This is a genomic window from Desulfovibrio oxyclinae DSM 11498, assembly GCF_000375485.1.
Lineage (GTDB): Bacteria > Desulfobacterota > Desulfovibrionia > Desulfovibrionales > Desulfovibrionaceae > Pseudodesulfovibrio > Pseudodesulfovibrio oxyclinae.
This window is the reverse complement of sequence record NZ_AQXE01000001.1, coordinates 241,653-263,149: the sequence shown is the minus strand read 5'-3', so window position 1 is coordinate 263,149 and position 21,497 is coordinate 241,653. Positions and strand designations below refer to the sequence as shown.

General features: G+C 57.0%; 24 protein-coding genes and 1 tRNA gene. 13 read left to right on the top strand and 12 right to left on the bottom strand.

The annotated features are described in order from the left end of the window. Positions 1-100: 100 nt before the first annotated feature. Positions 101-1,831 carry a phage terminase large subunit gene (gene terL / locus B149_RS0101360; protein ID WP_018123364.1) on the top strand — a complete coding sequence of 577 codons (1,731 nt, stop codon included), beginning with the start codon at positions 101-103 and terminating at the stop codon, positions 1,829-1,831. Between the two features lie 27 nt (positions 1,832-1,858). Then, positions 1,859-2,044, top strand: a complete 186-nt coding sequence (locus B149_RS0101355) for a hypothetical protein (protein ID WP_018123363.1) — start codon at positions 1,859-1,861, stop codon at positions 2,042-2,044. Positions 2,045-2,429: 385 nt separating this feature from the next. On the opposite strand, the gene B149_RS0101350 is transcribed toward B149_RS0101355, so the two are convergent. Then, positions 2,430-2,768, bottom strand: coding sequence for a hypothetical protein (locus B149_RS0101350; protein WP_018123362.1), 339 nt, complete (start codon positions 2,766-2,768; stop codon positions 2,430-2,432). 948 nt (positions 2,769-3,716) lie between these two features. Between B149_RS0101350 and B149_RS0101345 the strand changes: the two genes are divergently transcribed. The 11 genes from B149_RS0101345 to B149_RS0101295 all read left to right on the top strand — a co-directional run bounded on the left by B149_RS0101345 (position 3,717) and on the right by B149_RS0101295 (position 8,616). Then, on the top strand, positions 3,717-4,373 hold the full coding sequence (locus B149_RS0101345; protein ID WP_018123361.1) for a GP88 family protein: 657 nt from the start codon (positions 3,717-3,719) through the stop codon (positions 4,371-4,373). Positions 4,374-4,448: 75 nt separating this feature from the next. Beyond that, positions 4,449-4,790, top strand: a complete 342-nt coding sequence (locus B149_RS0101340) for a hypothetical protein (RefSeq protein ID WP_018123360.1) — start codon at positions 4,449-4,451, stop codon at positions 4,788-4,790. Between the two features lie 2 nt (positions 4,791-4,792). Beyond that, positions 4,793-4,963, top strand: coding sequence for a hypothetical protein (locus B149_RS18490; protein ID WP_018123359.1), 171 nt, complete (start codon positions 4,793-4,795; stop codon positions 4,961-4,963). Then, on the top strand, positions 4,950-5,168 hold the full coding sequence (locus B149_RS0101330) for a hypothetical protein (protein WP_018123358.1): 219 nt from the start codon (positions 4,950-4,952) through the stop codon (positions 5,166-5,168). The genes B149_RS18490 and B149_RS0101330 overlap by 14 nt, the downstream gene beginning before the upstream one ends. A 2-nt stretch (positions 5,169-5,170) precedes the next feature. Continuing rightward, the gene (locus tag B149_RS0101325; RefSeq protein ID WP_018123357.1) at positions 5,171-5,533 is read left to right on the top strand and encodes a hypothetical protein; all 363 of its coding nucleotides are present in this window, start codon (positions 5,171-5,173) and stop codon (positions 5,531-5,533) included. Between the two features lie 95 nt (positions 5,534-5,628). After that, a complete protein-coding gene (locus B149_RS0101320) occupies positions 5,629-5,913 on the top strand; it encodes a hypothetical protein (RefSeq protein ID WP_018123356.1) in 285 nt (94 codons plus the stop codon). Between the two features lie 192 nt (positions 5,914-6,105). Then, a complete protein-coding gene (locus B149_RS0101315; protein WP_018123355.1) occupies positions 6,106-6,357 on the top strand; it encodes a hypothetical protein in 252 nt (83 codons plus the stop codon). Continuing rightward, positions 6,329-6,670, top strand: a complete 342-nt coding sequence (locus B149_RS0101310) for a MarR family winged helix-turn-helix transcriptional regulator (protein WP_156816709.1) — start codon at positions 6,329-6,331, stop codon at positions 6,668-6,670. Before B149_RS0101315 ends, B149_RS0101310 begins: the two co-directional genes overlap by 29 nt. Positions 6,671-6,682: 12 nt before the next feature. Continuing rightward, positions 6,683-7,750, top strand: a complete 1,068-nt coding sequence (locus B149_RS17660) for a tyrosine-type recombinase/integrase (protein WP_018123353.1) — start codon at positions 6,683-6,685, stop codon at positions 7,748-7,750. Positions 7,751-7,873: 123 nt separating this feature from the next. Further along, a tRNA-Leu gene (locus B149_RS0101300) sits at positions 7,874-7,962 on the top strand. A 393-nt stretch (positions 7,963-8,355) separates the two neighbouring features. Next, positions 8,356-8,616, top strand: a complete 261-nt coding sequence (locus tag B149_RS0101295; protein ID WP_018123352.1) for a glutaredoxin family protein — start codon at positions 8,356-8,358, stop codon at positions 8,614-8,616. On the opposite strand, the gene B149_RS0101290 is transcribed toward B149_RS0101295, so the two are convergent. The 11 genes from B149_RS0101290 to B149_RS0101240 all read right to left on the bottom strand — a co-directional run bounded on the left by B149_RS0101290 (position 8,617) and on the right by B149_RS0101240 (position 21,424). After that, on the bottom strand, positions 8,617-9,219 hold the full coding sequence (locus B149_RS0101290; protein ID WP_018123351.1) for a histidine phosphatase family protein: 603 nt from the start codon (positions 9,217-9,219) through the stop codon (positions 8,617-8,619). Continuing rightward, on the bottom strand, positions 9,216-10,337 hold the full coding sequence (locus B149_RS0101285) for a DVU_1551 family NTP transferase (RefSeq protein WP_018123350.1): 1,122 nt from the start codon (positions 10,335-10,337) through the stop codon (positions 9,216-9,218). The genes B149_RS0101290 and B149_RS0101285 overlap by 4 nt, the downstream gene beginning before the upstream one ends. Continuing rightward, positions 10,334-11,338: an XdhC family aldehyde oxidoreductase maturation factor gene (locus B149_RS0101280; protein WP_018123349.1), complete on the bottom strand. Its 1,005-nt coding sequence runs from the start codon at positions 11,336-11,338 to the stop codon at positions 10,334-10,336. Before B149_RS0101280 ends, B149_RS0101285 begins: the two co-directional genes overlap by 4 nt. Then, complete coding sequence (locus tag B149_RS16125) at positions 11,339-12,649, bottom strand: DVU_1553 family AMP-dependent CoA ligase (protein ID WP_018123348.1); 1,311 nt, start codon at positions 12,647-12,649, stop codon at positions 11,339-11,341. After that, on the bottom strand, positions 12,630-13,976 hold the full coding sequence (gene trsS / locus B149_RS0101270) for a radical SAM (seleno)protein TrsS (protein ID WP_026167385.1): 1,347 nt from the start codon (positions 13,974-13,976) through the stop codon (positions 12,630-12,632). Before trsS ends, B149_RS16125 begins: the two co-directional genes overlap by 20 nt. Continuing rightward, entirely contained in the window at positions 13,973-14,425 is a 453-nt protein-coding gene (locus B149_RS0101265; RefSeq protein ID WP_018123346.1) for a DVU_1555 family C-GCAxxG-C-C protein, read from the bottom strand. Before B149_RS0101265 ends, trsS begins: the two co-directional genes overlap by 4 nt. Before the next feature lie 3 nt (positions 14,426-14,428). Continuing rightward, positions 14,429-15,088 carry a DVU_1556 family methyltransferase gene (gene trsM, locus B149_RS0101260; protein ID WP_018123345.1) on the bottom strand — a complete coding sequence of 220 codons (660 nt, stop codon included), beginning with the start codon at positions 15,086-15,088 and terminating at the stop codon, positions 14,429-14,431. After that, the gene (locus tag B149_RS0101255) at positions 15,085-15,300 is read right to left on the bottom strand and encodes a DVU_1557 family redox protein (protein WP_018123344.1); all 216 of its coding nucleotides are present in this window, start codon (positions 15,298-15,300) and stop codon (positions 15,085-15,087) included. The genes trsM and B149_RS0101255 overlap by 4 nt, the downstream gene beginning before the upstream one ends. Then, entirely contained in the window at positions 15,297-17,555 is a 2,259-nt protein-coding gene (locus B149_RS0101250; protein WP_018123343.1) for a pyridine nucleotide-disulfide oxidoreductase/dicluster-binding protein, read from the bottom strand. The genes B149_RS0101255 and B149_RS0101250 overlap by 4 nt, the downstream gene beginning before the upstream one ends. 68 nt (positions 17,556-17,623) lie before the next feature. Next, complete coding sequence (locus tag B149_RS0101245; protein ID WP_018123342.1) at positions 17,624-20,341, bottom strand: molybdopterin-dependent aldehyde oxidoreductase; 2,718 nt, start codon at positions 20,339-20,341, stop codon at positions 17,624-17,626. 66 nt (positions 20,342-20,407) lie between these two features. Then, positions 20,408-21,424 carry a molybdopterin-binding protein gene (locus tag B149_RS0101240; protein WP_018123341.1) on the bottom strand — a complete coding sequence of 339 codons (1,017 nt, stop codon included), beginning with the start codon at positions 21,422-21,424 and terminating at the stop codon, positions 20,408-20,410. Positions 21,425-21,497 lie beyond the last annotated feature (73 nt).

Here is a 21,497-nt window from a genome sequence, read left to right as displayed (position 1 = left end):
TGACGCGTCCTGGCGTTTTGCCGGAGTATCACATGCAAAATTGCCAAGCGATGCGTCAGAGGGCAAATATGAGCGAATTTCGACCATAGGAGATTCCTCCATGCCTATAGAACCACTCCCGGAGAAACTGATGGACTTCCGGGTGTTCCTGACGATGGCGTGGCGACATCTTCGACTCCCTGATCCCACTCCTGTCCAGTTGGACATCGCTTACTGGCTCCAGCATGGACCCCGCCGAAAAGTCATTGAGGCATTCCGTGGTGTCGGGAAGTCCTGGATCACGTCGGCCTACGTCGTCTGGAAGGGGCGCATCGACCCCAACCGGAAGTTCCTGGTCGTGTCTGCCTCGAAGGAACGCGCAGACAACTTCACCACCTTCACCATGCGCCTGATCGCGGAGATGGACATCCTCAAGTGTCTCTATCCGAGACGCGACCAGCGCAACTCCAAAGTGTCATTCGACTTCGGGCCTTGTACGCCTGACCACGCACCCTCGGTGAAATCTGTCGGTATCTTCGGTCAGCTTGCGGGTTCTCGCGCTGATGAAATAATCGCGGACGACATCGAGGTCCCGACCAACTCCATGACGCAGTTGATGCGCGACAAGCTCAGTGAGGCCGTGAAAGAGTTCGATGCGATCCTGAAGCCGAACGGTAGGATCACCTACCTCGGCACCCCGCAGACCGAGCAGTCGCTCTACAACGTCCTCCCGGAGCGTGGTTACCAGACACGCATCTGGCCCGCTCGTTTCCCACAAGCGAAACTCCAAGATGTATATGGCGAACATCTGGCACCGATGATCCGCGTCCCTCTCGACGCTGGAGAAGTCGAGGAACGCCAGCCCACCGACCCTGATCGCTTCAATGAAACCGACCTCCAGGAGCGTGAAGCCTCCTACGGACGCTCCGGTTTCGCCCTTCAGTTCATGCTTGATACACGCCTTGCTGACGCCGACCGCTACCCGCTCAAACTCTCTGATCTCGTTGTTATGGACCTGTCTTCCCACGAAGCCCCTGAGAAGGTTGTGTGGGGGCGCGGCCAGGAGAACGTGATCGAGGGTCTCGTGTGTGTTGGTCTGAACGGAGACCGCTACTACTCACCCATGTGGAAGTCCGACAACTGGGTGGAATACAAAGGCTCCATAATGGCTGTAGACCCTGCTGGCCGAGGCAAGGACGAGACGGCCTACGCTGTCGTCAAGATGCTCAATGGGCAGCTGTTCGTGACTGCTGCGGGTGGCCTTCAGGGTGGATACAGTGAAGACGTTCTGACCAAACTGGCAGAGATCGCCAGAGATCAGAAGATCAACCGGATGGTCGTCGAATCAAACTTCGGTGACGGTATGTTCACACAACTTCTCAAGCCCTATCTTGCTCGTATCTATCCCGTCACCATCGAAGAGGTGCGCCACAACATCCAGAAGGAGCAGCGCATCATCGACTGTCTGGAACCCGTCATGAACCAGCACAGGCTGATCGTGGACCGGAAGATCATCGAGCAAGACTACAAGTCCACCCTTCACCTCCCTCCCGAACAGGCGATGCGCTACCAGCTGTTCTACCAAATGAGCCGCATCACCAGGGACCGTGGCGCACTTACCCAGGATGACCGCCTCGACGCTCTCTCCATTGCCGTCAATTACTGGACCGACAGGATGGCCCAGGACGTGGACCGAGCAGTGAAGAGCCGCCAGGACGAGCTTCTCGACAAGGAGCTTGAGGTCTTCATGAACCACGCCACAGGGGAGACTCTCGACCTCTCGTGCATCAACGGTGTCGGCCCAGTGAACATCCCTTCGGGGAATGGCTCCTGGCTCGACCTCGACTTCTAACCTCTGTCCTCCAAGGAGTACGACAACATGGCAGAAGCATTCGCTCCTCTCACCACCCTCACCGTTTCTAAAAGTGGCGCAACCGCGACGCTCTCGCTGACCCGTAAGTCTGACGGTTCGGTCGAGTTCTCGGACGCCAACGGTAACAAAGTGATCGCTCATGGCAACGAGGAAATGCCTCGTCTTTTCAAGGCGTTAGACGCCCTCGTGTAAACTGAAGTGATCCAGGAAGCAGTCTCTCAAAATATCCTGGGATTACTGGCATTTAGAATTAAGACGCACTAGTAAGAAAGGGGAGGCCCTTCCCTCCCCTCCCAGGGTAAACACATAGATATACTATAGGTATACTGTAGATATCTGTAGTAATCTGTAGGGTCCCTGTAGAGAATGGTAGGATGAGAGGTAGGGAATGATAGGCTATCGCTCCCTATCCCTCCTCCTATCACTCTTTCCTCCTCCTTCTCCTCGTCTTATGAGTTCTCCTTCCTCCTCCTTACTCTCATTCTCCTTACTCTCATTCTCCTTACTCTCCTTTGGGTTAGCCTGGGAGACCTCTGTAGGGCCTCTGTAGGCTCCTGTATGTCTCCCAGGCGGTTTCTTATGGGCGAGGATAGGCAGGGTCGATCTCGCCGGAAACACCACAACGCATTCCCACAGGCTTCACCGATTCAATCACACCAGACGGCGAAGCGATCACGGTGATGCGACAAGTGTTCACCTTGCCCTGCTCTCCTCCGAACGTCATCACAGTACGCCCGTCGGAAAGAGTCGTTGCCTTCCTTGGGTTGCCCCAAGACAACAGAAGGGAGTCCGTGTTGTGTCCCTTCCAGCTGTTGAAGTATTCGAGTGTCTGTGTCTTGTTCCTCGTTCCTAGGCAACCTGAAAGGGCGAGAGAGGCAACCAGAAGACAAACAACAGTGACCATTTTGAGTTTCATGTCTACCTCCTTGGATGTGCGGTTGGTTTTCTTTAAGCGTTTCTGAGGTGGGTGACAAGGCCGGGATGTTTTACTTCACATATCTGAGCCGCTTATTGATATTGTATAAAGCGATCTTTCCCCCATAGGGTGCCCGATCCGCATATATAGCTGAAATCTTTGACTTTCCACACAATTCAACCTGACACCCTCTTACTAACCGGGGTGAGGGTACGGCAGCGATTGCGTCAAAGATTGGGACATCATCATATAAACACCTGAAATAACAATACACACAAGGGATACTATATCCCATTATTGCGACATTTAACCATATCAAGGTATCTTGATTTATTCATGCGCCTGTCATTCATCGGGTGCATTATAGGTTTTGTTCGTCAATCTTTTGACAGTCTCCCGACACTCTCCAGCACACCTACTGTCAATCTACTGACACCCAACAGGATATCCAACAGAACCACTACCCATTATCCTTATAAGGCAAGAATGGATACGACAAGCAAGCGGTCTGCATAATTTTTTTCGTTTATAAACTACCGTATTCTCACGTTTTATTAAAAAGTCCCAAAAAAATCTCCTGCGTGGGGTTGACTCACTTGGCAAGATTGCATAGCTTGTACTCACGGACGGCGGGGAAGGCCGACAGGCACCAACAGGACGTGACAGGCCACTCCGCGACGCTCTTTGAAAACCGAATAGGATACAGGCAAGGGCCTACCACCGAGGGCTGACAGCCGCTTCCGGGTTCGCCGTGGTACATGACACCACGCCGGGAGTTGAGCCAATGAACGCACAAGGACGGAGACTAGGAACGGTCGAGGTAGGAAGTAGCCAGAAAGACGAGACAACTAGGAACAAGTAGCTTTTGACAAGCCGGGAGCATGGAGGGTTCCCGGCTTCGATTAGAGCTAGTCACATGCAAAATTGCCAACCGATAGGAGGTCAGTTATGATTAGAATTTCCAAGGTATCCAAGCTCGACGGTATCAAGTCGTGGTCGCTCCCGGCGCGGGAAACTTGTCCCGGCGCGAAGGTGAACGGCGAACTCTGCCCAGTCTGTAAAGGCTGCTATGCATCTACGGGGAACTACCGTTTTCCCAACGTGAAGGCACCGAGGGAAGAAAACAAGCAGGATTGGAAGCGTGAGGGATGGGCCGACGATATGGTCAAGGCCCTTGCCAAGGCCGAGTATTTCCGTTGGCTCGACTCTGGCGACGTGTATTGCCGTGAACTGGCCGAGAAGATCAAGGAAGTGATCGAACGGACGCCACATGTAAAACATTGGCTCCCGACGAAAAGCTACCGCGTGGCCTCAATCCGTCCGGTACTGGACGAGATACGGGAACTGCCGAACGCTTGTGTCCGCTACTCCGCTCTAGACGTAGACGGGAGTTATGAAAGCGGGCTGCATGGCTCCACGGTAGTGCCTACCCACGACACCGAAGTGCCTGACGTGGTCCATATTTGCTCTGCATACGAGCGCGGCGGTAAATGCGCCGGATGCCGTGCGTGTTGGGACAAGGACGTGGAAGTCGTTGCCTACGTCGCCCACGGGCGCAGTATGGCAAAGGTCGTGCGGGAGCAGAATCAGGAAAAGTGCGCCTAGTCGAATGCAATCTTGCCAACCGACGGACGGGAGTAAACGCGCTCCCGTCCTTCGAGACCTCAATGGAGGAACGCTATGGAAAACGATCTTTATACCATTCACCACGTCGAAGCTGCTCAATGTATCTGGGAAGCCGTGCTTGACGATCTACGCGCCAACGGCGTGGCCGAGAGGGTGCGTAGGAGCGTCGGGACCGCCGAACTTCGGTACCAACTCCGCGACCATGAAATACTTGATGCGTGTGAAGCGGGTTGGGACCTGCTCGAACGCCTTGGAATGCAGGACAAAATAGGTCCTTACGACTGGGAATATGTGCCGTGGTTCGTCTGGAATTGTCTCGACTGGGACACCGACGGCGGCTTCGTCACCCTCAAGCCGAACTGGGACACTCTCATAGAACAACTCAAGGAGGACTAGGCATGAAATACACCGTGACACTGACTTACCACGTCGAGGCTGAAACACGCGACGAGGCACTTCAAGCAGGCTTGGAAGCGGCTTTCGAGATCGACGACAAGGGATTGAATGACAGCGACATCAGGGTTGAAACCCATGAAACCGAGAAGGAGGACCACTGTGGAAACGATTAACCACAAGGGCCTGATTATGCGTCGGGCCGACAGGGAAGAGTTCTACGACACCGTAGGACCTCTCGACGTTCACCCTCACATTACCAACCCTCACGACTATGACGAGGAGCGTGGATACACCAGTGAATGGAAAACACGCGCCGGGGCGGTTGTAGGGCTGTCTTACGGAACAAATTACTACCTCGTTGAAAAGGAGGCCGAATAACCATGACGCGCACGGAACTGTCTCGAAAGGTAGCAAGGGAACGCCAGAATGCCCGTGTGAAGAACACAAGGCGGCGGCAAGGACTTGAACCTTATGAACTCGCCAGAACGAAGCTAGAAGGGCTTCTGACGGCGCAGATCGGCAAGCCTGTGATCGTCGAGTTCGTCAAGAAGAACGGCGAAACGCGCAAAATGGTGGGCATATACAATCCCGACGGCAGCACAGCCGTACAGGAACGCTTGCCGTACCTGAATTTCGTGGACGTGGCCCTGACGGGGTACACCGGGAAACCACAGTACAGGAACGTAAACCTCGCGACCGTCAAACGGGTGTGCGTGGGACCGCGTGAATACAGGGTGATCTAGCTCATGCCCTATGACCTCCGAGAAGCCGTCAGGGACGCTCTGGCGGCTTCAACCGAGGCCATAATGCATACACCCTCAAACCAAAGGAGAACGCCATGTTTATGGAAAGCACCACATTTGTCTTTCTGTCCGATTGTCCAGAAGGGTACGACACGGTTCTCGGTTATCTCGCAAAACGTCATCCAGACCTTTTGGACTTGATCGACAAAGAACCGGAGGCAACCACGCGTGACGGCTTCTGGCTCATGCACAGATGCAAGGAGCGAGGCATTAAACGCTTGAGAGTCAAGGCTTGCCCCTTCTTGCAAGCGTTTGGAATCACCGAAGTATGGAGTTACCCTATAGGACTTCTTAAAGAACGCTTCTCATTATACAATTAAGGATATCGAAATGCGAATATACAAGAATATCGGAGGGCTACCTATTGGCATGTGACTCAACGGTCGAAAGGCCGTTGAAATACGAAAAAAGTTTATGGTAGCCCATTGACTCTCCAAGATTGCATATTAGATTGAACGAGCGTTTGATCTAAAAACAATCACGCTCACATTGAATAAAAAGGAGGAATACCAATGGGTTCTGATCTGACGCGGTATTTTTATTTCTCCCTACCTCTGCTCGGGAGTGTCTATCTTGAGGCAAATTCGGTTGTGAAAACGACCGATTTCTGTCAAATGGAATGGGAGGACGGTGAGCTGTTCCTCTCACTGGGACGTATGTATGTGATCTATACGCCGCCCAACTGGGTGGCAACCCAAAGGCACCTTATTGCCTTGAGGAAGGAGGACTTTGACAATGACGACGACGACTTCGACTATGCCTGAACTGTTCCAGATGTTAGACGAGTTTTATAAACTCGATCCAGTTCTCCCAATTCGTTTAGCCTTAACATTCTGCCTTGTTGCAAAGTCAGGAAAGGAAGGCGCAACAATGAAGGACGTGGCTGCATTATTAGACATGCCACAGTCCGGTGCAAGCCGTCAGGTTTCGGCTTTATCAGAGAAACACTGGAACAAGAACAAGAAGGGATACGGTTTAATAAAGTCCGTACCCGATCCTAACAACTGGAAACAGAAAAGACTGTTTCTATCAGAAAAGGGTGAACGCCTCGCCGCACGTTTGGAGGCAATACGATAACAGGAGGAAGCGATGGCATCAGAAAAACTCCCAAGGGGTATCAGGCGCAGAGGTAAGAAGTTCCTTGTGAGCGTGTACCATAATGGAGACCGTAAGTACGCAACTTGCGAGACCTTGGAAGAAGCCATCAAGCGTCAGGCAGAACTCAAGGAGGAAATGACCGGAGGGAACACTCCAGACACCCCTTCTCAAGTTCAATCTGAACGCGCTCCCGAAGACACATGGACCCTTCTGGAGGCCAAAGAACGTACTCTGGCCTCTTACTGGAAGGGAACGCGTGGAGAACAAGCTGCATTGAAGAACATCCAGTTTGCGCTTCGTTTCTTCGGGGAAGAACGTCCTATCCACACGATAACGACGGAGGATATTGATCGCTACACAGAGTATCTGGAAGGATTGGGGAACTCTAACTCCACGATTAACCGGAAGATGTCGGCACTCTCGAAGGTTATGACATGCGCGGTCGAGCGTGGAAAGATGGATGCGAAGCCTAAACTCACTCGAAAGCGTGAAGGACAAGGCCGCATTCGTTTCCTTACCCCGACGGAAGAAGTGAAGCTCCTTGCCACGATGCAGAAGATCGAGAAGCACGACCACTACGACGCAACTGTGGTTTTTCTTGACACAGGGATGCGTATGGGAGAATTGTGGCGTCTTGCTGGCCGGGACATCCACTGGGAAAACGACACCCTGACGATCTGGCAGACCAAAACAGGTCGTCCGCGCACACTCATCATGACGGATCGTGTGAAAGAAGTTATCGCACGACGTGTAAAAAAATACGGTGAGCAGCGTCTGTTTCCCTATGACAACGGCTGGTATCGGAACACATGGGACCGAGTCCGCTCCATGCTCGGTTACGCTGACGACCCTCAGTTCATCCCTTATGTGCTGCGACACACTTGTTGCTCACGAATGGTGCAGGGCAATATACACCTCAAGCATGTCATGGTGTGGATGGGACATACATGCATACAGACCACGTTGCGTTATTCCCATTTGGCACCGACAGACCTTGAAGCGTGTGTCGATGTTCTGGAAGACAGCGCGGCGCAGAAATGCGTAGCTGCTATCAACTGAGGAGATTCAAGGAATCGCGGAATCTTGTGTGAACGGAGGCTGAATGGGACAAATTGGTACTTGTCCCAATAGTCCCAAACCTGTCCCAAACGTGCGACGACAAGGGTGGATGCAGGAGATTAAGCCGGAGTGATGGAACTGGTAGACATATCGGACTTAAAATCCGAAGATCATTGATGATCGTGCGGGTTCGATTCCCGCCTCCGGTACCATCTCCTGCACCAAAAATGGGACAAAAAGTAAAGAATTGTCCCAAAAATGGGACTTAAAATCCCTCGGTGCTTGCACTGTGCGGGTTCAACTCCCGCTCCGGGTACCAAAGGATTCAAGCCCTTTTCTTGGCTGACGAGAAAAGGGCTTTTTTCGTTTTGTACAATTAAAGTGGTTTCTTAAAAGTGTCGGCTTACTGATCGACCCATAACTCACTGCCATAGAAGCATTCTGCAAAACCAATCACACCCGCCGACACTCAGCAGCCAGTGTGTTTTCATCGCCAAAAGCACTCTACTTATTTCAATATTCATTCGGTTATGATATGCGAGAAGCACCTGAATTGTTCAGGATAGAGGTAAGGAAGGCGTTCCCCTCTAACAATCGGAGATGTCATGGACAAGAATGTTACTCTTTACGCACTAAGCTCCTGCATCCATTGCAAGAACACCAAAGCATTTCTCGAAGAGTTGCTCGGTGCCGACGGCTTTGACTGCATTTATACGGATAGACTTTCGGGTGAGGAGCGAAACGACACGCTTCGCGACTTGCGCCGTATCAATCCTGAAGTGTCATTTCCCACAACGGTCGTCGGTGATGACCATGTCGTCGGGTTCAAGCAGGACAAGATTCGCGAACTGCTCGACGCGTCATAATTACAGATAAGATTTCACCATGGCGGGGGTCAGGTCTGTCGCAACCAGATTCGGACAACCGTCTTTGTGCGTCAGGATAGTACATCCGAGGTGCTCCGGCTTGAAATCGAACAGGGCGTTCAATGGATGCCCGGTCAGACGACACAGCAATGACCTGATGACACCGGCATGGGTGACGGCGAGTACATGTTGCGGACCGGGAAACAGCTTGACGAGGCAGGAGTACGCCCTTTCGGCAACGTCGACGAACGATTCCCCGCCTGGAACTCGGAACGTACCGAGAGCTCTGCCGCGTTGCGCATACGCTTCGGGGTGGCGCTTACGAATGGCATCGAAAGACAGACCATCCCAAATTCCCATGTCGATTTCATCCAGCGCAGGGAAGGCTTCCGTTTCCAGACCGAGTTTTTCCGCAAGGGGCAACAACGTCACCATCGCCCTTTGCGAGGGACTTGTACACAACCTGACGAAGCCGAGGTCACAAAGCTCATCGCCCAGCTGATTCGCCTCTTTCCTGCCTGCGGATGAGAGCGCCAGAGGCGCCCTGCCGATACACCTCCCCGCCCCTCCTTCGGTGCCCGCATGTCGCATGAGAACAATCATGCAAACGCCTCGCGGGCAATGGCCTCCGGAGAAGCGGTCATGGCTCTTTCGAACAGCTGATAAAGCTCTCTGGCCCTTCCCAGCCGCCCGCGTATGGCCTGCTCCGCGCCTTCCTCGTGGCGGTACATTTCCAGTTTTTCCAGATAGCGCTCTTCCAGCCTCACCGGTCCGTGGCAGCGAACCAGCTTATCGGCCAGAAAAACAATTTCCTTTTCGGTAATGGCCTCGACAGGGCCGGGCGGCAGATCAAAATGATCCTCGACGATCTCCGCGGCAGCGTGCAACCCTGCCTTGCGCAACATTTCGGCCCCCACCTTTTCATGCTGTCTTGTGCCCTTGCCGATATCATGGGTCAACGCCGCCCCTTTCACCAAAACCGGATTCAACGCAGCCTTTTCGTTCAACTCGTTAATGCGGCTGCACAGAGCTTCGGCAACCGTTGCCACGGCCCGACAGTGGCCTACAATATGATCGGAAACATTATACATGTCCCACAGTTGGCGACACTCCGATTCAATCGGACCGACCTTGTCAACCAGCCAGAGCGCGCGGGCATAATCCTCCGGCAGGTCCAGATCATGGACTGTCCCGACATCCGCCACATCCAACCATCTGCTCTTGGCACCGTACCGGTCCAGCACACTACGCAATCCTCCCGTGCCGTCGTGGCTCAGGATTTCGGGAATCAGTTCTCGTGATATTAACGGTGGATGCCCGGATTCACCCAAAAAACGCGGCAGGAGCACTGACGGCTCGGTCTTGGCGTACTCATCCAGCAGCCGGGAAACGGTTTCCGGGCGAACCAGCGGGATGTCCGCAGGCAGGATGAAGAAAGCCGAGGTGTCCTGCCTCAGTGCTCTTACCCCGGTGCGGATCGAAAGAAACATGTCCTCTTCATAGCGCTCGTTGTGCACCACCTCCGCCCCGCACCGCCGGGCCTCTTCACTTATTTTCTCGCGATATTTTCCGGTTACCACGATGATACGGTCCACACTGCCCCGAAAGGATTCGATGCTGCACGACAGGACCGTGCCATCCCGCAAGGGAAGAAGCGACTTCACTTGCCCCATGCGGGAAGACAGGCCCGCCGCAGGGACTATGGCTGCCACCCCGGTCATGCGCCAGACTCCGAACGTACCTTGATGAGTTCGGCACAAATGCTCACGGCGATCTCCTCAGGAGTCTGCCCGCCAATGCCGATCCCGATGGGACAATGACAGCGGTCGATGTCCTGCTGACTACAGCCGTTCGAAAGCAACGCTTCGTAAATTTTGTCGCGCTTGCTCTTGCTGCCTATCATCCCGATGTACCGGGCATTCGTCTTCAAGGATTCTTCGAGGACCGTCCGATCGTGGAGGTGCCCTCTGGTCACGATGACAATGAACGCATCATCTCCGATCCCCAGAAGGTCGCAGCAGCCTTTGAACGCATCCAGAACAACAATCTCGTCGGCCTGCGGAAAACGGTCTTCATTCGCGTATTCCGCGCGGTCATCGACAACGACGGTACGAAAGCCCACCATTTGCCCCACCCTAGCGGTAAACAGGGAGACATGACCGGCGCCGATAATAAACAATGGTGCTGGAGGGATGAACGGCTCATCCAGAACAAAGACACCTTCGGAGCGGGAAAAAACCGGGCTGACAGAGACTTCAGGGGCGAGCACATCCGTCTCGGACAGGATTTCGTGACGCGTGGCCACAAGTGGATCGCCGTCCACAAGCGAGGTCCTTAAAAGTGACGGCTTTCCCGTTTTCATGCGTTGGTTCAGTTCCCGATACCGCGCAGCGCATTCACCGCCCGGAGGTACGACCTGCAAAAGAACGGTCAGCCCTCCCCCGCAAATCATGTCGGAATCCGCCGCCAGTTCCCGGGTCATGTCCACGTGGACCAGCCGGGCGTCACCGTCTTTTTGATCAAGCATGGCCAACCCTGCTCTGATCGCCTCGGCCTCCATCAGTCCACCGCCGACCGTGCCGAATATCGTCCCGTCGTTCCTGATTGCCATTTTTGCCCCGGATGAACGCGGGGTCGAGCCCGAACTTTCGACTACGGTCGCCAACGTGAGAGCCTCGTCTGCCTCCAGCGCCGTGCAGACGGACGCAACAAATTCTTTCATCTAACTGCTCCGATATTCGTGAAAACACCGCTTTCCCAGCCCGGGAACCGCCGGTGTCCTGTCGTCTTTCAAGTGAATTGCCAAGCCGATGGCCCCTCTTTTCAGGGCTTCGTTCACAACGGAAATCCCCTTCAACGCCTCGATGATGCGACACCGGACCCCAAATCGCTCGACGCACACGTGCAGATGGAGCAACCCCTCTTTGATTCCGGCGGTGAAATCATCCACTTCCGGCAGCCCGTAGAGTGCCTCATTAAGATCTTCAAGGCGGAGAAATCCCGTCCCGAAATCCAACCCGTCGCCCAGGCGTCGAATCTCCGGGTCGAGTCTGCGCATGGGACTCCCGCATCGGCACCGGCCGGGCATGATCCTTGCCATGTCACCGGTACGATACCGGATGAGCGGCATCCCTCTGCGCTGTAGCGTCGTCACGACAATTTCGCCGAACTCGCCGTCGGGCAGCAGGCAACCAGTACTCGGATCAACTATTTCGACCAGAACATCGGTCTCACGCAGGTGCAGACCGCTTCCGGGAGCACACTCCACAGCTCCCCCAAGGCCGGTTTCAACCATGCCCCAGTGTCGGAACACCCGGCTGCCCAAGGCTTGCGTGACATTTTCAACCACGGCTTGCGGCGTCACGTCCCAGCACAGCAGGACGGACCTGACTCTGTCACTTGGCAATCCGCGCCGCCGCCATTCACGGGCCACCATGTTCACGTGGGCCGACTGACCTATGAGACAGGTCGCCCCTTCGGCCAACAGATGGTCAACCGCAGCAGCGGAGTCCTGCATCTCCCCGTGAAGGACACACCGGGCGCCCAGCGATTCGATGGCATCGCTCAGCAGGTCCCCGACCCCGCCGGGGCGACCGCCGGGCATGAGCACCAATGCGCTCTCCCCCGGCCCAGTGAGATTCGACATCCCCCAAGCGAAATAATCTTTCGTTGCCGCAAGGTCCTCGCTGGTGCAGAACACCCGCTTCGGCGACCCCGTCGTGCCGGAGCTCTTAACCGTCACGATGCGTTCGATGTCGTCCTGTGAAACGCACAGGAGCTTTTGCGGACAGTCTCTCAGCATTTGGGTGGAGAGCATGGGCAGACGAGCATAATCCTCGAATGAATGGACAAAAGGTGTTCCTTCGCTTTTCAGGTGAGCCTCATAAAACGAACTATTCTCCCGTGCATGTCTGAGCAGCCGGTTCAGCTGATCAAGCTGCCAGCGCCGCAGTTCATCCGGCTTCGGCGGAGTCGCGAAGTCGGTCCAGCCCATTCGCCGAACAAGCCATTGGTCAAGGACAGGTACCGTCATGGCATTTCCCCCGGTAGAGGGTTTCACCGTGCATGGACGTGAGGTTGTATGCGCAAAAGGGAATCATCCGCCCGTCCGGGGCGACCACATGGATGCAGCACCCCTTGAGCCGTTCGAGATCCAGCGTCCAGCAATCCTGAAAGGCCATCGCGGACACTGCGAGAACTCTGGATGAACGCTCTATGAATCGATCCAGATCATCCTTGATCTCTTGAAGGACGGGCAAGGTCTTCCCGGCTCCGGACCACTGGCGATGGACAAACGCCTTGGCCTTGTCCGCCCCCTCGCTCGCAGGACGCGGGGAGCAGCCGCAGTCGCCGTCGGAAGCAAGCTTGTGCAGAGCTCCCCCGTCTTCGACACGGTAGTTGGCGTGAAAGGAACAATGGGACGGCTCGCAACCGGGCGGCAGAAAGTCGTCGGTCCTCACCGCGCCGCCACTCTGAACTTCCAGTTTGCGCATGATCTCGGGCAGCGTGATGCGATGCTCATCCGCCGGCGCTTCCGGGTATCTCCCGAAATAGCTGACAGGCTGAAAATGCACGCCGCGGACTCCCGGTGAATTGTCTACGGCGACCTGCAAAATATTTCCGAGCTCATGCGCATTGACCCCCGGCATGACCGTGGGCACAAGTACAACGCCTATTCCGGCGTCCGAAAGCGCCCGGATCGCCCGCATCTTCACGTCCAGCAGCGGTCTGCCCCGGAGCCGTTCATAGACGGCGTCCTCGGTTCCATCGAATTGCAGGAAAACCGAATCCAGACCTGCCTCGGCCAGTCTGGCGGCATACCCGCTTTCCGAGCCTATGCGGACTCCGTTCGTATTGAGCTGGATGAAGGGAAAGCCCTTGTCCTTGCCCAGCCGGATAAGCACCTCCAAATCGTCTCGCACGGTTGGTTCGCCGCCGGAAAGCTGAATGTTGCAAAAGCCAGAGGCTTCATGCACCTGATCGAAAAGACGGGATATTTCCTGCTCCGTGGGATCGGGCGCGGGCCTTGCCCCGGACGAGGCGAAACAGACCGGACATCCGAGATCGCACCGCCAGGTCACTTCCAGAACCGCGGTACACGTATGCTGGCGATGTCCGCTGCACAGACCGCAATCAAGAGGACATCCCCGCTCGGGCTGCACGCGAGGGTTCTTCGGGGATGACGGAATCTTGGGACGGTTCCAGCCGTGAAAACCGGGAGCCCCGCGCCAGATGACGGTCCGAAAACTGCCGTGCTCCGGGCATTCCTTCAGAAGCAGCACGTCATCGTCCTCCATCACGTGCGAGGCGGGAATCTGCCGAAGGCACACAGGGCATACGCTTCTTGCAACCGTGCTCATATCAGGTCACGCCCTTCGGACGGATCAAGCCCGTTATCACTCAAAAGAGTCCGCACCTGATCATACGCCTCGGCTACCAGCCCCCCGCATCTGACGGGATCAGGCTGACCACACTCGCCGCCGAGGATCTCTCGACAGGAGGGGCCACCGTATTCGGAAACCGCGCCGGAAAACCAGTCCTGCAACGATTCGAGCATGAGCGGAAAAGCCTCGTGGGACTCCTCCATATCCAGCCCCTTGCCTGCGAACAGGCCCACCAGAAGTGTCGCGCCGGTCAGGACGCCGCAGGTCCCCGAGCAGTCGCCGAGGCCGCTGCACAGTCCGCTGGCCGCACGAACGAGGTCCGGGTTCTCGCGGTCCATTTCCTCAAGGGCGAGAAGGACCAGTATCTGGCTGCAACAGTACCCCTTCCCGGCCAGTTCCATCATTCTCAAGTCGCTGTCGTTCATCGCCTAGTATCCTTTCACCGCTATCATGAGATAGTATCCAAGCCCCTTGCGGCCTGCACAGCCGCACTCCTTTTCACTCCCGCCACCGGCAAGCACCAGACGGGCGGCAAGGTCCTTCAGCAGGACGGTATGCTCTTCGACCCGCAGGATTTCATACCCGTTGCACTCCACCTGTTGCCGTATTGAGGCAAGCGGCATCGCCCGCCCGGCGCAGGAACCGGGTTCAGCAGGCGCGGCGCGATCCGCGAAAAGATCGGACAGGACGAGAAACCCGCCGGGCATTGTCACACGCTGAAACTCAGCCAACCCTGCCCCAGGATTCGGGAACAGGGACAGGGCGCATTCGCACAGCACCGCGTGGAAGCTGCCACCCGCAAACGGCAACGAATCCCCGGTTGCTTGCACCAGATTTGACGTGTCCGAAGCCTGCTCCAACTGACGAGTCGATTGCTCGACGCCATATGCCTCGACACCGTAGCGCGAGCGCAACCGATTCACCGACGCTCCCAGCCCGCTGCCCACGTCGAGAATTTTCCAGCCGGGGGCAAACCCGAGCAAGTCCGCCCCCCTGTCCGTGAGTTCGAACGAGCCGGGCCGTAACGTTTCGCCCGCCGTCTGCCGAAGCACGGGCTGTTCCCAGAGTGGGACCGACCCTACCGTCACTTGTCCTCCAGCAGTTGCTCGACCTGATGCATCTTGCCCAGCGCAAGCGCTTTGGGGATGAGCACCATGTTGCACTGCGGACAGACCGGAAGTTCCACGGTGAACTGTGAGTCGAGATACTCCAGCTCCACGGGCCTGCGAACCAGTTCTTCGCCGCATGCGGCACAGCTCCAGTCAACGGAATCGATTTCCGGGACCTTGATCACGCTCATGGCTGCCCTCCCTTGATGCGCATTCGATGGCTCCATGCGTCGTGCACGAGATACCCGCCTTCATGATTCTCGAACACCGCCCAGTACGTCACTATGGACGGACGGAACGAAGCAAGGAAGCGGCCGGTTTCCCTGTGGACGAACCATTTGCCCGAGTGGCGGGTCTGAAGGAGCACCTTCCGTATATCCGTCTTGAGGATTCGCCGCTCATCCATGGCCTCCAACGCTTCCTCGGTGAAGGAAACGTCAATGGCATCGGCGGGATCGGTTTCACCATCCATTTCTTTTCGCCAAAGTTCCCTGAGCAAACGTTCCCTGAGCCGGATACGGTTTTCCCGGCGGTCCGAATATCCCGGTGAAGGCCGGCAGGCGCACCGGCTCCGAGCGGGAAACAGCAAATCATAAAGATGCACGGCTCGCTTACCCACACGCGCCATCTGATCGCGACACATGACGCAGTAAGTGACGAAATCCTCATCGGCCGCCGCAGCCCTTCGCTGAGCAACACGCTTGGCAAGCTGCGGATTCGCCTCGGACAGCAATCCGCCATAGCCGCAGCATTCCGTGGTCTGGCCGGTAAGTTCCGGCTCCGTCACCGCAATTTCCATCTGGTCCAGCAGCGCGCGCACGTCCTCTCGCATCAACGGCTCATGTCGCGCGGCGCAGGGGTCATTGACGGCAAAGGCGCCGCCTCCGGCGATACCCTGCGGCAGACCAATCGCCCGCAACAAAGACCAGTGCGAAGTAATCTCCGCATCCGGCAACTGATGCCGCAACGTCTTGACGCAGGAAGGACAGGAAACGATCAGCTTGGGCCTGCCCAGCGCTTCCCACTTGTCGACAAGACTGGCTGCCGTTTCCGCTTCCAGATCTTCACGGCCCGCCCAATGCGCCGGAGCGCCGCAGCAGTGAAGCAGCAGTCCAACATTTCCAATTCGGCCACGCAGATCAGCATAGGCTTTCTCTACGCCGTCCGGGTCCGAGGCCGTCAGTTGGCAGCCCGAGAAAAACGCATATTCGCTCGCGTCGGCTCCCGGCTCATGCTCGGCGACAACACACTGTTCACCATTGGCAAAGGCCATGTCACGCAAGGCAAACTCATGGGCCGACGGCGGCATTTTCCCTTTTTCGACCATGGTGCGCCGTGCCTGAAGACAGACTTCGGCCATGTCGAAGTCCTCGGGACATACCGTTTCACAAAGACCGCACAGCATGCAGGAATTGATCATCGTGTTGGCCTGCCGCGTTCCCATCACGATGGACTCGTTGTTGTAAATCTGCCTGACGTAAACCTTCGGGTAGGACTTGTAATGACGCAGGTACTCGCAAACCTTGACGCACTCCAGACACTCGCACTGAAGACACCGCCGAGCCTCGTCGCGCGCAGTCAGCTCGGAATCGCTCTCAACGGCAACCGGGGCGACCGACTCGACTTTTTCCAGACTCGTGAACAGCCGGGTGGCATATGCGCCCTCCCGCTCACGGCCGGAGACCATGGAGACGCCCTGCGTGAATCGTTCAATGGAATTGGCCGCCCGCCTCCCCGCGGCAGCCTGAAGCACAGGAGAAGCTTCTCCCTTTGGTGCGACGAACAGCCCCAGACGGGGAACGCCCAGCGTTATTTCGTCCGGGACCTCGGCAGGAAGCAGATCTGAAGAAATCGCATCGCTGTCGAGGAACACCGCATCGGCCTCCTCAAGTAGCGAATCGAGTACCGACGGCGACACCTTCATCTCCGTGTCGAAACGCACTCCCAGCGNCACGAGGCTGGCAAGCTCACGCTCAAGCACCCCATCCGGCAACCTTTCGCCCAGAGCCTCACGCAAGTGGCGGCCCGGCTCGGAGCTATACAGCGTCACATCAAAGCCGCGGCGGGCCATTTCCCACGCTCCGCTCAGGCCGCTCATGCCGTCACCGACCACGGCAACGCGCTTCCCTCTGGACGGGAGCGGCTTCGGCGGCGGCACGGGTTTGGCGTTTTCCGCGCAATACCGCTCCAACTCACCGAGCTCGACAGCTCCCCCGGCGTCCTTTCTGACGCAGGCCGATTCGCAAGGGGCATCGCAAAGCCGGGCCAGCACGCCGGGGAGCGGCATGGTTTTGGCCAGCACCTGCCACGCCTTGTCCCAACGCCGCTGCCCCATCAGCGAGCAGAAGAGTTTGGCATCAACATGGATGGGACAGGCGGCGACGCACCGGGGCGTCTCCTCCTGAATGCATTGCCGTTCCCATTGTCTCAAATCTGCCTGTTCCATGGTACTCCGCAAAACTGGTAAACAGCGGACCGCATTTAATGCGGCCCGCTGTGTTGGATGTGCTGTTATCAGCCCTTCAGTCCGGCGAGGACCTTTTCGGGCAGGGCGGGCAGTTCACGGATGCGAACGCCGCAGGCATTGTAGATGGCATTGATGATGGCCGGATGCGGCACGCACACCGGGATTTCGCCGGTGCCGGATGCGCCGTGGGAACCATCGGGACGCGGGGACTCGACATACATGAGCTCGATGTCGTCCGGGATCTGCTTGATGTACGGGAAGCCTGCTCCCTTCAGGGTGGAGTGCTTCTTGATGTCCTCGAAGTTCTCGGAGAGCGCCAGCCCGATGGACTGGGCGATGCCGCCGTAGAGCTGTCCGTCCACCACGAGGAAGTTGTTGACCTTGCCGACGTCGGCCACAAAGGTAACCTTTTCCACGGTGGTTGCGCCGGTGGCGATATCAACGGCCACCTCGGCCATGCACACGCCGTACATGTAGTTGGAGAACGGGCTGCCCTGACCGTTTTCGTCGCAGTCGTTGGCAGGAGCGCTCCACTTGCCGTGGTAGGTAAGCTCAAGGTTCTCATCGACCATTTCCTGATAGGTGCGGAACGAACCGTCATCCTTACGCATGGCGTTCATCAGCTGCTCGGCGCCGTTGATGATGGCGTTGCCGATGACGACCTGAGAGCGAGAACCGCCTGCGGGACCGCCGTTGGGGCAGACGCGGGTGTCGTTGAGCACCAGCTTGATCTGATCCGGAGACAGACCGAGGGGCAGCAACGCCTCATGCGCCGTGCCCAGCACGCCCATGTCGGCGCCCTGTCCGTGGTCGTGCCAGCAGGTCAGGACGGTGACCGTGCCGTCCGCGTTCAGGACGAAGTCCACTTCTGCGGTGTCCGGTCCGTCCAGACCGGCACCGTAGACGCCGACGGCGACGCCTACTCCGCGCTTGACCGCATCGGTCGAGTTTGCGGCGGCATTCTTCTTGGCTTCTTCATACTTGGGACGAATCATGTCGCACATCTCGGGCAGGGAATACACTTCGGGATCCTGACCGGTGGGCGTGGTAGAGCCTTCGCGATAGAGGTTCTTGTAGCGCAGTTCCAGCGGGTCCATGCCGAGCTTTTCCGCCAGCTCGTCCATCAGGACTTCGGACGGGAATTCGGCCTCGGGACCGCCGTAGCCGCGGAATGCCGCGCCCCATGCGTGGTTGGTGCAGACGGTGCGCCCGTTGCCCCGGATGTTGTCGATGTTGTAACCGGCACCGATGAACTGCGCGCCGCGAAGGGTCAGCAGGTCACCGAACTCGGAGTAAGGGCCGTGGTCCACGGTCCAGTCGGTTTCCATGGCAAGCAGCTTGCCGTCTTTGCTTGCGGCCAAGCGCACGCTGGTGTTCTGCGGGGACCGTTTACCGGTGTAGGTCTGCTGCTGATAATAGTCATACAGCAGGAAGACAGGCTTTCCGGTAGCCAGACAGGCAGCGCCTATGAGGGCTTCCATGGTCGGGGAGAACTTGTAGCCGAAGGTACCGCCGGCCGGGTTCTGAACCATGACCACGTTTTCGGGATCCACGCCAAGGCCCGGAGCGATCATGAACAGGTGCAGGTGAAGGCCAATGGACTTGGAGTGGATGCACAACTTGCCGTCGTCATCGAGATAGGCAAAGCCCACATCCGGCTCGATGGGCATGTGCGGCTGACGGGTGGTGAAGTAATCGCCTTCCACGACCACGTCGGCGGAATCGAAGATGGGAGCGGTCTCGGCTCCCTTGGCGATTTTCTGTTCATAGTAGACGTTGGGCGTGCCGGGATGAATCTCGATGGCGTCATCGGCCATGGCGGCCTGGGCGCTCATGTATTCGGGCAGGCGTTCCAGCTCGACCTTCACCTTGGCAGCGGCGGCCTTGGCGTTCTTGTCGGTGTCGGCGCAGACGATGGCGATGGCGTCGCCGTACTGGAAGACCTTCTCGTCGCACAGGATGGGACGGTCCCAACCGTCACCCTTGTTGGAGGGGAAGGTGATCAGGCCGGTGATGCGGTTCTTGCCCTTGATGTCCTTGTGGGTGACGACCTTTTCCACGCCCGGCATGGCCTCGGCTTCGGAAGTGTCGATGGACAGGATTTTCGCGTGGGACACTTCGGCCTGAACCAGAGCCAGCTTCAGGGTGCCCTGAGGCATCTTGATGCCGAGGTCCGCGCCGTAGTCCAACGTTCCGGTAACCTTTGCCACCGAGGTCGGACGGGGATACTTCGTTCCCCAGATGCGACCGTCGTCGGGAATCTTGAAGGCGAGATCATCCATGGTCTTTTCACCACGCATGACGGCTGCGGCATCCATGACGGCGTCCACCAGCGGCTTGTACCCGGTGCAGCGGCAGGCGTTGCGGTACTTCTGGAACCAGTCGCGGACATCTTCGCGGGTCGGAGAAGGATTGGCCTTCAAAAGCGCGTAGGTGGAGACAATGAAACCGGGAGTGCAGAAGCCGCACTGCGCGCCGCCGTGGGCGATCCATGCCATCTGGATGGGATGCAGGTTTCCGGGATTGCCGATGCCCTCGGTGGTGATGATGTTCGCCCCGTTGCTGACCCGGCCCATCTTCATGGAGCAGGAGCGCACCAGCTTGTCATCGACGATGATGGAGCAGCTGCCGCATTGCCCGGTTCCGCAGCCGACCTTCACACTGGTGATCCCGAGATTCTCACGCAGGACATTGGCGAGCGATTCGTCCTTTTCGCAGACAACCTGCTTGGGGGCGCCGTTCACCTGAAGATTCAGTTTGATCATGACAGTATTCCTCCTTACTGAATGTAACTGTCGAACGTCCGCACCTGATTTTCAGGTACCGTTGGTTTATTTTCCGAAAGGACAAACCGGATAACGACACACTTCGCATGTCGCGCAAAAACCGCCATGTCCCATTGCCACAATGTCTTCACGGGTGACTGTTTCCCCGGCCAGCAGGCGGGGCACCACGAGATCGAAGATGGAAGCCCGGTAGTACATGACGCAACCGGGGAGCCCGAGAATGGGCACGCCATCGAGTTCGGCGATCATGAACATGACGCCGGGAAAAGTGGGAGAACCGTAGGTGACGACCTCGGCGCCCGTGGCCCGAATGGCCGTCGGCGTCTGGTCATCGGGATCCACGGACATTCCCCCCGTGACGACGACCATCCCGGCCCCCCCAGCAATGGAGGCCAGGATGGCGTCACGGATCATGGATGGATCATCCGAAGCATATTTCTGGTCAATGACCGTTGAGCCGAGATTCTGAAATTTCCGGCGGATAACCGGACCGAACTTGTCCGTGATCCGGCCGTGATAGACTTCGCTGCCGGTCGTCACGATGCCGACATCGTGATGCCTGAACTGACGCACCCCCACCACATAGGGGTATTCGGCACAGATGGCCTCGACGAGCTCGATCTTCTTTTCGTCAATGACAAGGGGCACGACCCGTGTACCGGCTACGGCCTTGGGCTCGGTTATCTGCTGGCCGCTGTGCATGGTGGCCAGCACAACCTCTTCAATGGAGTTGATCCGATTCAGCGCCTCGACGTTCACATCGAGCAGTCCCGGCGCCGCCAGAAAGTTTATTCGCCCCTCCGAGATATCGGAAAGCGTGATTCCGGGGCCGACGGCGGCTCTGGCTATACGCGCTGCGGCTTCATTCTCATGGATGCGGCCATTGGCCAGTTCCAGTACATAGATCTGCTCCTTGCCAATCTCCAGCAGTGTCGAAATATCGTCTTCACAAACCACATGGCCTTTTTTAAACGCCGGTCCCTTGCTTTCGCCCGGGACAATTCTCGTCATGTCATGACAAAGAACCATGCCGACTGCATCATGTACTGAAACGGTTTTCATGCTGTTCGAACTCCATGTGTTATCGAGAAAGCAGGCATTATGTCTTTACGGGCATAATTCCTGACGCGACTCT

Coding starts and splice junctions, on each gene's coding strand:
- terL (WP_018123364.1), top strand. CDS start 101: ATGCCTATAGAACCACTCCCGGAGAAACTGATGGACTTCCGGGTGTTC.
- B149_RS0101355 (WP_018123363.1), top strand. CDS start 1,859: ATGGCAGAAGCATTCGCTCCTCTCACCACCCTCACCGTTTCTAAAAGT.
- B149_RS0101350 (WP_018123362.1), bottom strand. CDS start 2,768: ATGAAACTCAAAATGGTCACTGTTGTTTGTCTTCTGGTTGCCTCTCTC.
- B149_RS0101345 (WP_018123361.1), top strand. CDS start 3,717: ATGATTAGAATTTCCAAGGTATCCAAGCTCGACGGTATCAAGTCGTGG.
- B149_RS0101340 (WP_018123360.1), top strand. CDS start 4,449: ATGGAAAACGATCTTTATACCATTCACCACGTCGAAGCTGCTCAATGT.
- B149_RS18490 (WP_018123359.1), top strand. CDS start 4,793: ATGAAATACACCGTGACACTGACTTACCACGTCGAGGCTGAAACACGC.
- B149_RS0101325 (WP_018123357.1), top strand. CDS start 5,171: ATGACGCGCACGGAACTGTCTCGAAAGGTAGCAAGGGAACGCCAGAAT.
- B149_RS0101320 (WP_018123356.1), top strand. CDS start 5,629: ATGTTTATGGAAAGCACCACATTTGTCTTTCTGTCCGATTGTCCAGAA.
- B149_RS0101315 (WP_018123355.1), top strand. CDS start 6,106: ATGGGTTCTGATCTGACGCGGTATTTTTATTTCTCCCTACCTCTGCTC.
- B149_RS0101310 (WP_156816709.1), top strand. CDS start 6,329: ATGACGACGACGACTTCGACTATGCCTGAACTGTTCCAGATGTTAGAC.
- B149_RS17660 (WP_018123353.1), top strand. CDS start 6,683: ATGGCATCAGAAAAACTCCCAAGGGGTATCAGGCGCAGAGGTAAGAAG.
- B149_RS0101295 (WP_018123352.1), top strand. CDS start 8,356: ATGGACAAGAATGTTACTCTTTACGCACTAAGCTCCTGCATCCATTGC.
- B149_RS0101290 (WP_018123351.1), bottom strand. CDS start 9,219: ATGATTGTTCTCATGCGACATGCGGGCACCGAAGGAGGGGCGGGGAGG.
- B149_RS0101285 (WP_018123350.1), bottom strand. CDS start 10,337: ATGACCGGGGTGGCAGCCATAGTCCCTGCGGCGGGCCTGTCTTCCCGC.
- B149_RS0101280 (WP_018123349.1), bottom strand. CDS start 11,338: ATGAAAGAATTTGTTGCGTCCGTCTGCACGGCGCTGGAGGCAGACGAG.
- B149_RS16125 (WP_018123348.1), bottom strand. CDS start 12,649: ATGACGGTACCTGTCCTTGACCAATGGCTTGTTCGGCGAATGGGCTGG.
- trsS (WP_026167385.1), bottom strand. CDS start 13,976: ATGAGCACGGTTGCAAGAAGCGTATGCCCTGTGTGCCTTCGGCAGATT.
- B149_RS0101265 (WP_018123346.1), bottom strand. CDS start 14,425: ATGAACGACAGCGACTTGAGAATGATGGAACTGGCCGGGAAGGGGTAC.
- B149_RS0101255 (WP_018123344.1), bottom strand. CDS start 15,300: ATGAGCGTGATCAAGGTCCCGGAAATCGATTCCGTTGACTGGAGCTGT.
- B149_RS0101245 (WP_018123342.1), bottom strand. CDS start 20,341: ATGATCAAACTGAATCTTCAGGTGAACGGCGCCCCCAAGCAGGTTGTC.
- B149_RS0101240 (WP_018123341.1), bottom strand. CDS start 21,424: ATGAAAACCGTTTCAGTACATGATGCAGTCGGCATGGTTCTTTGTCAT.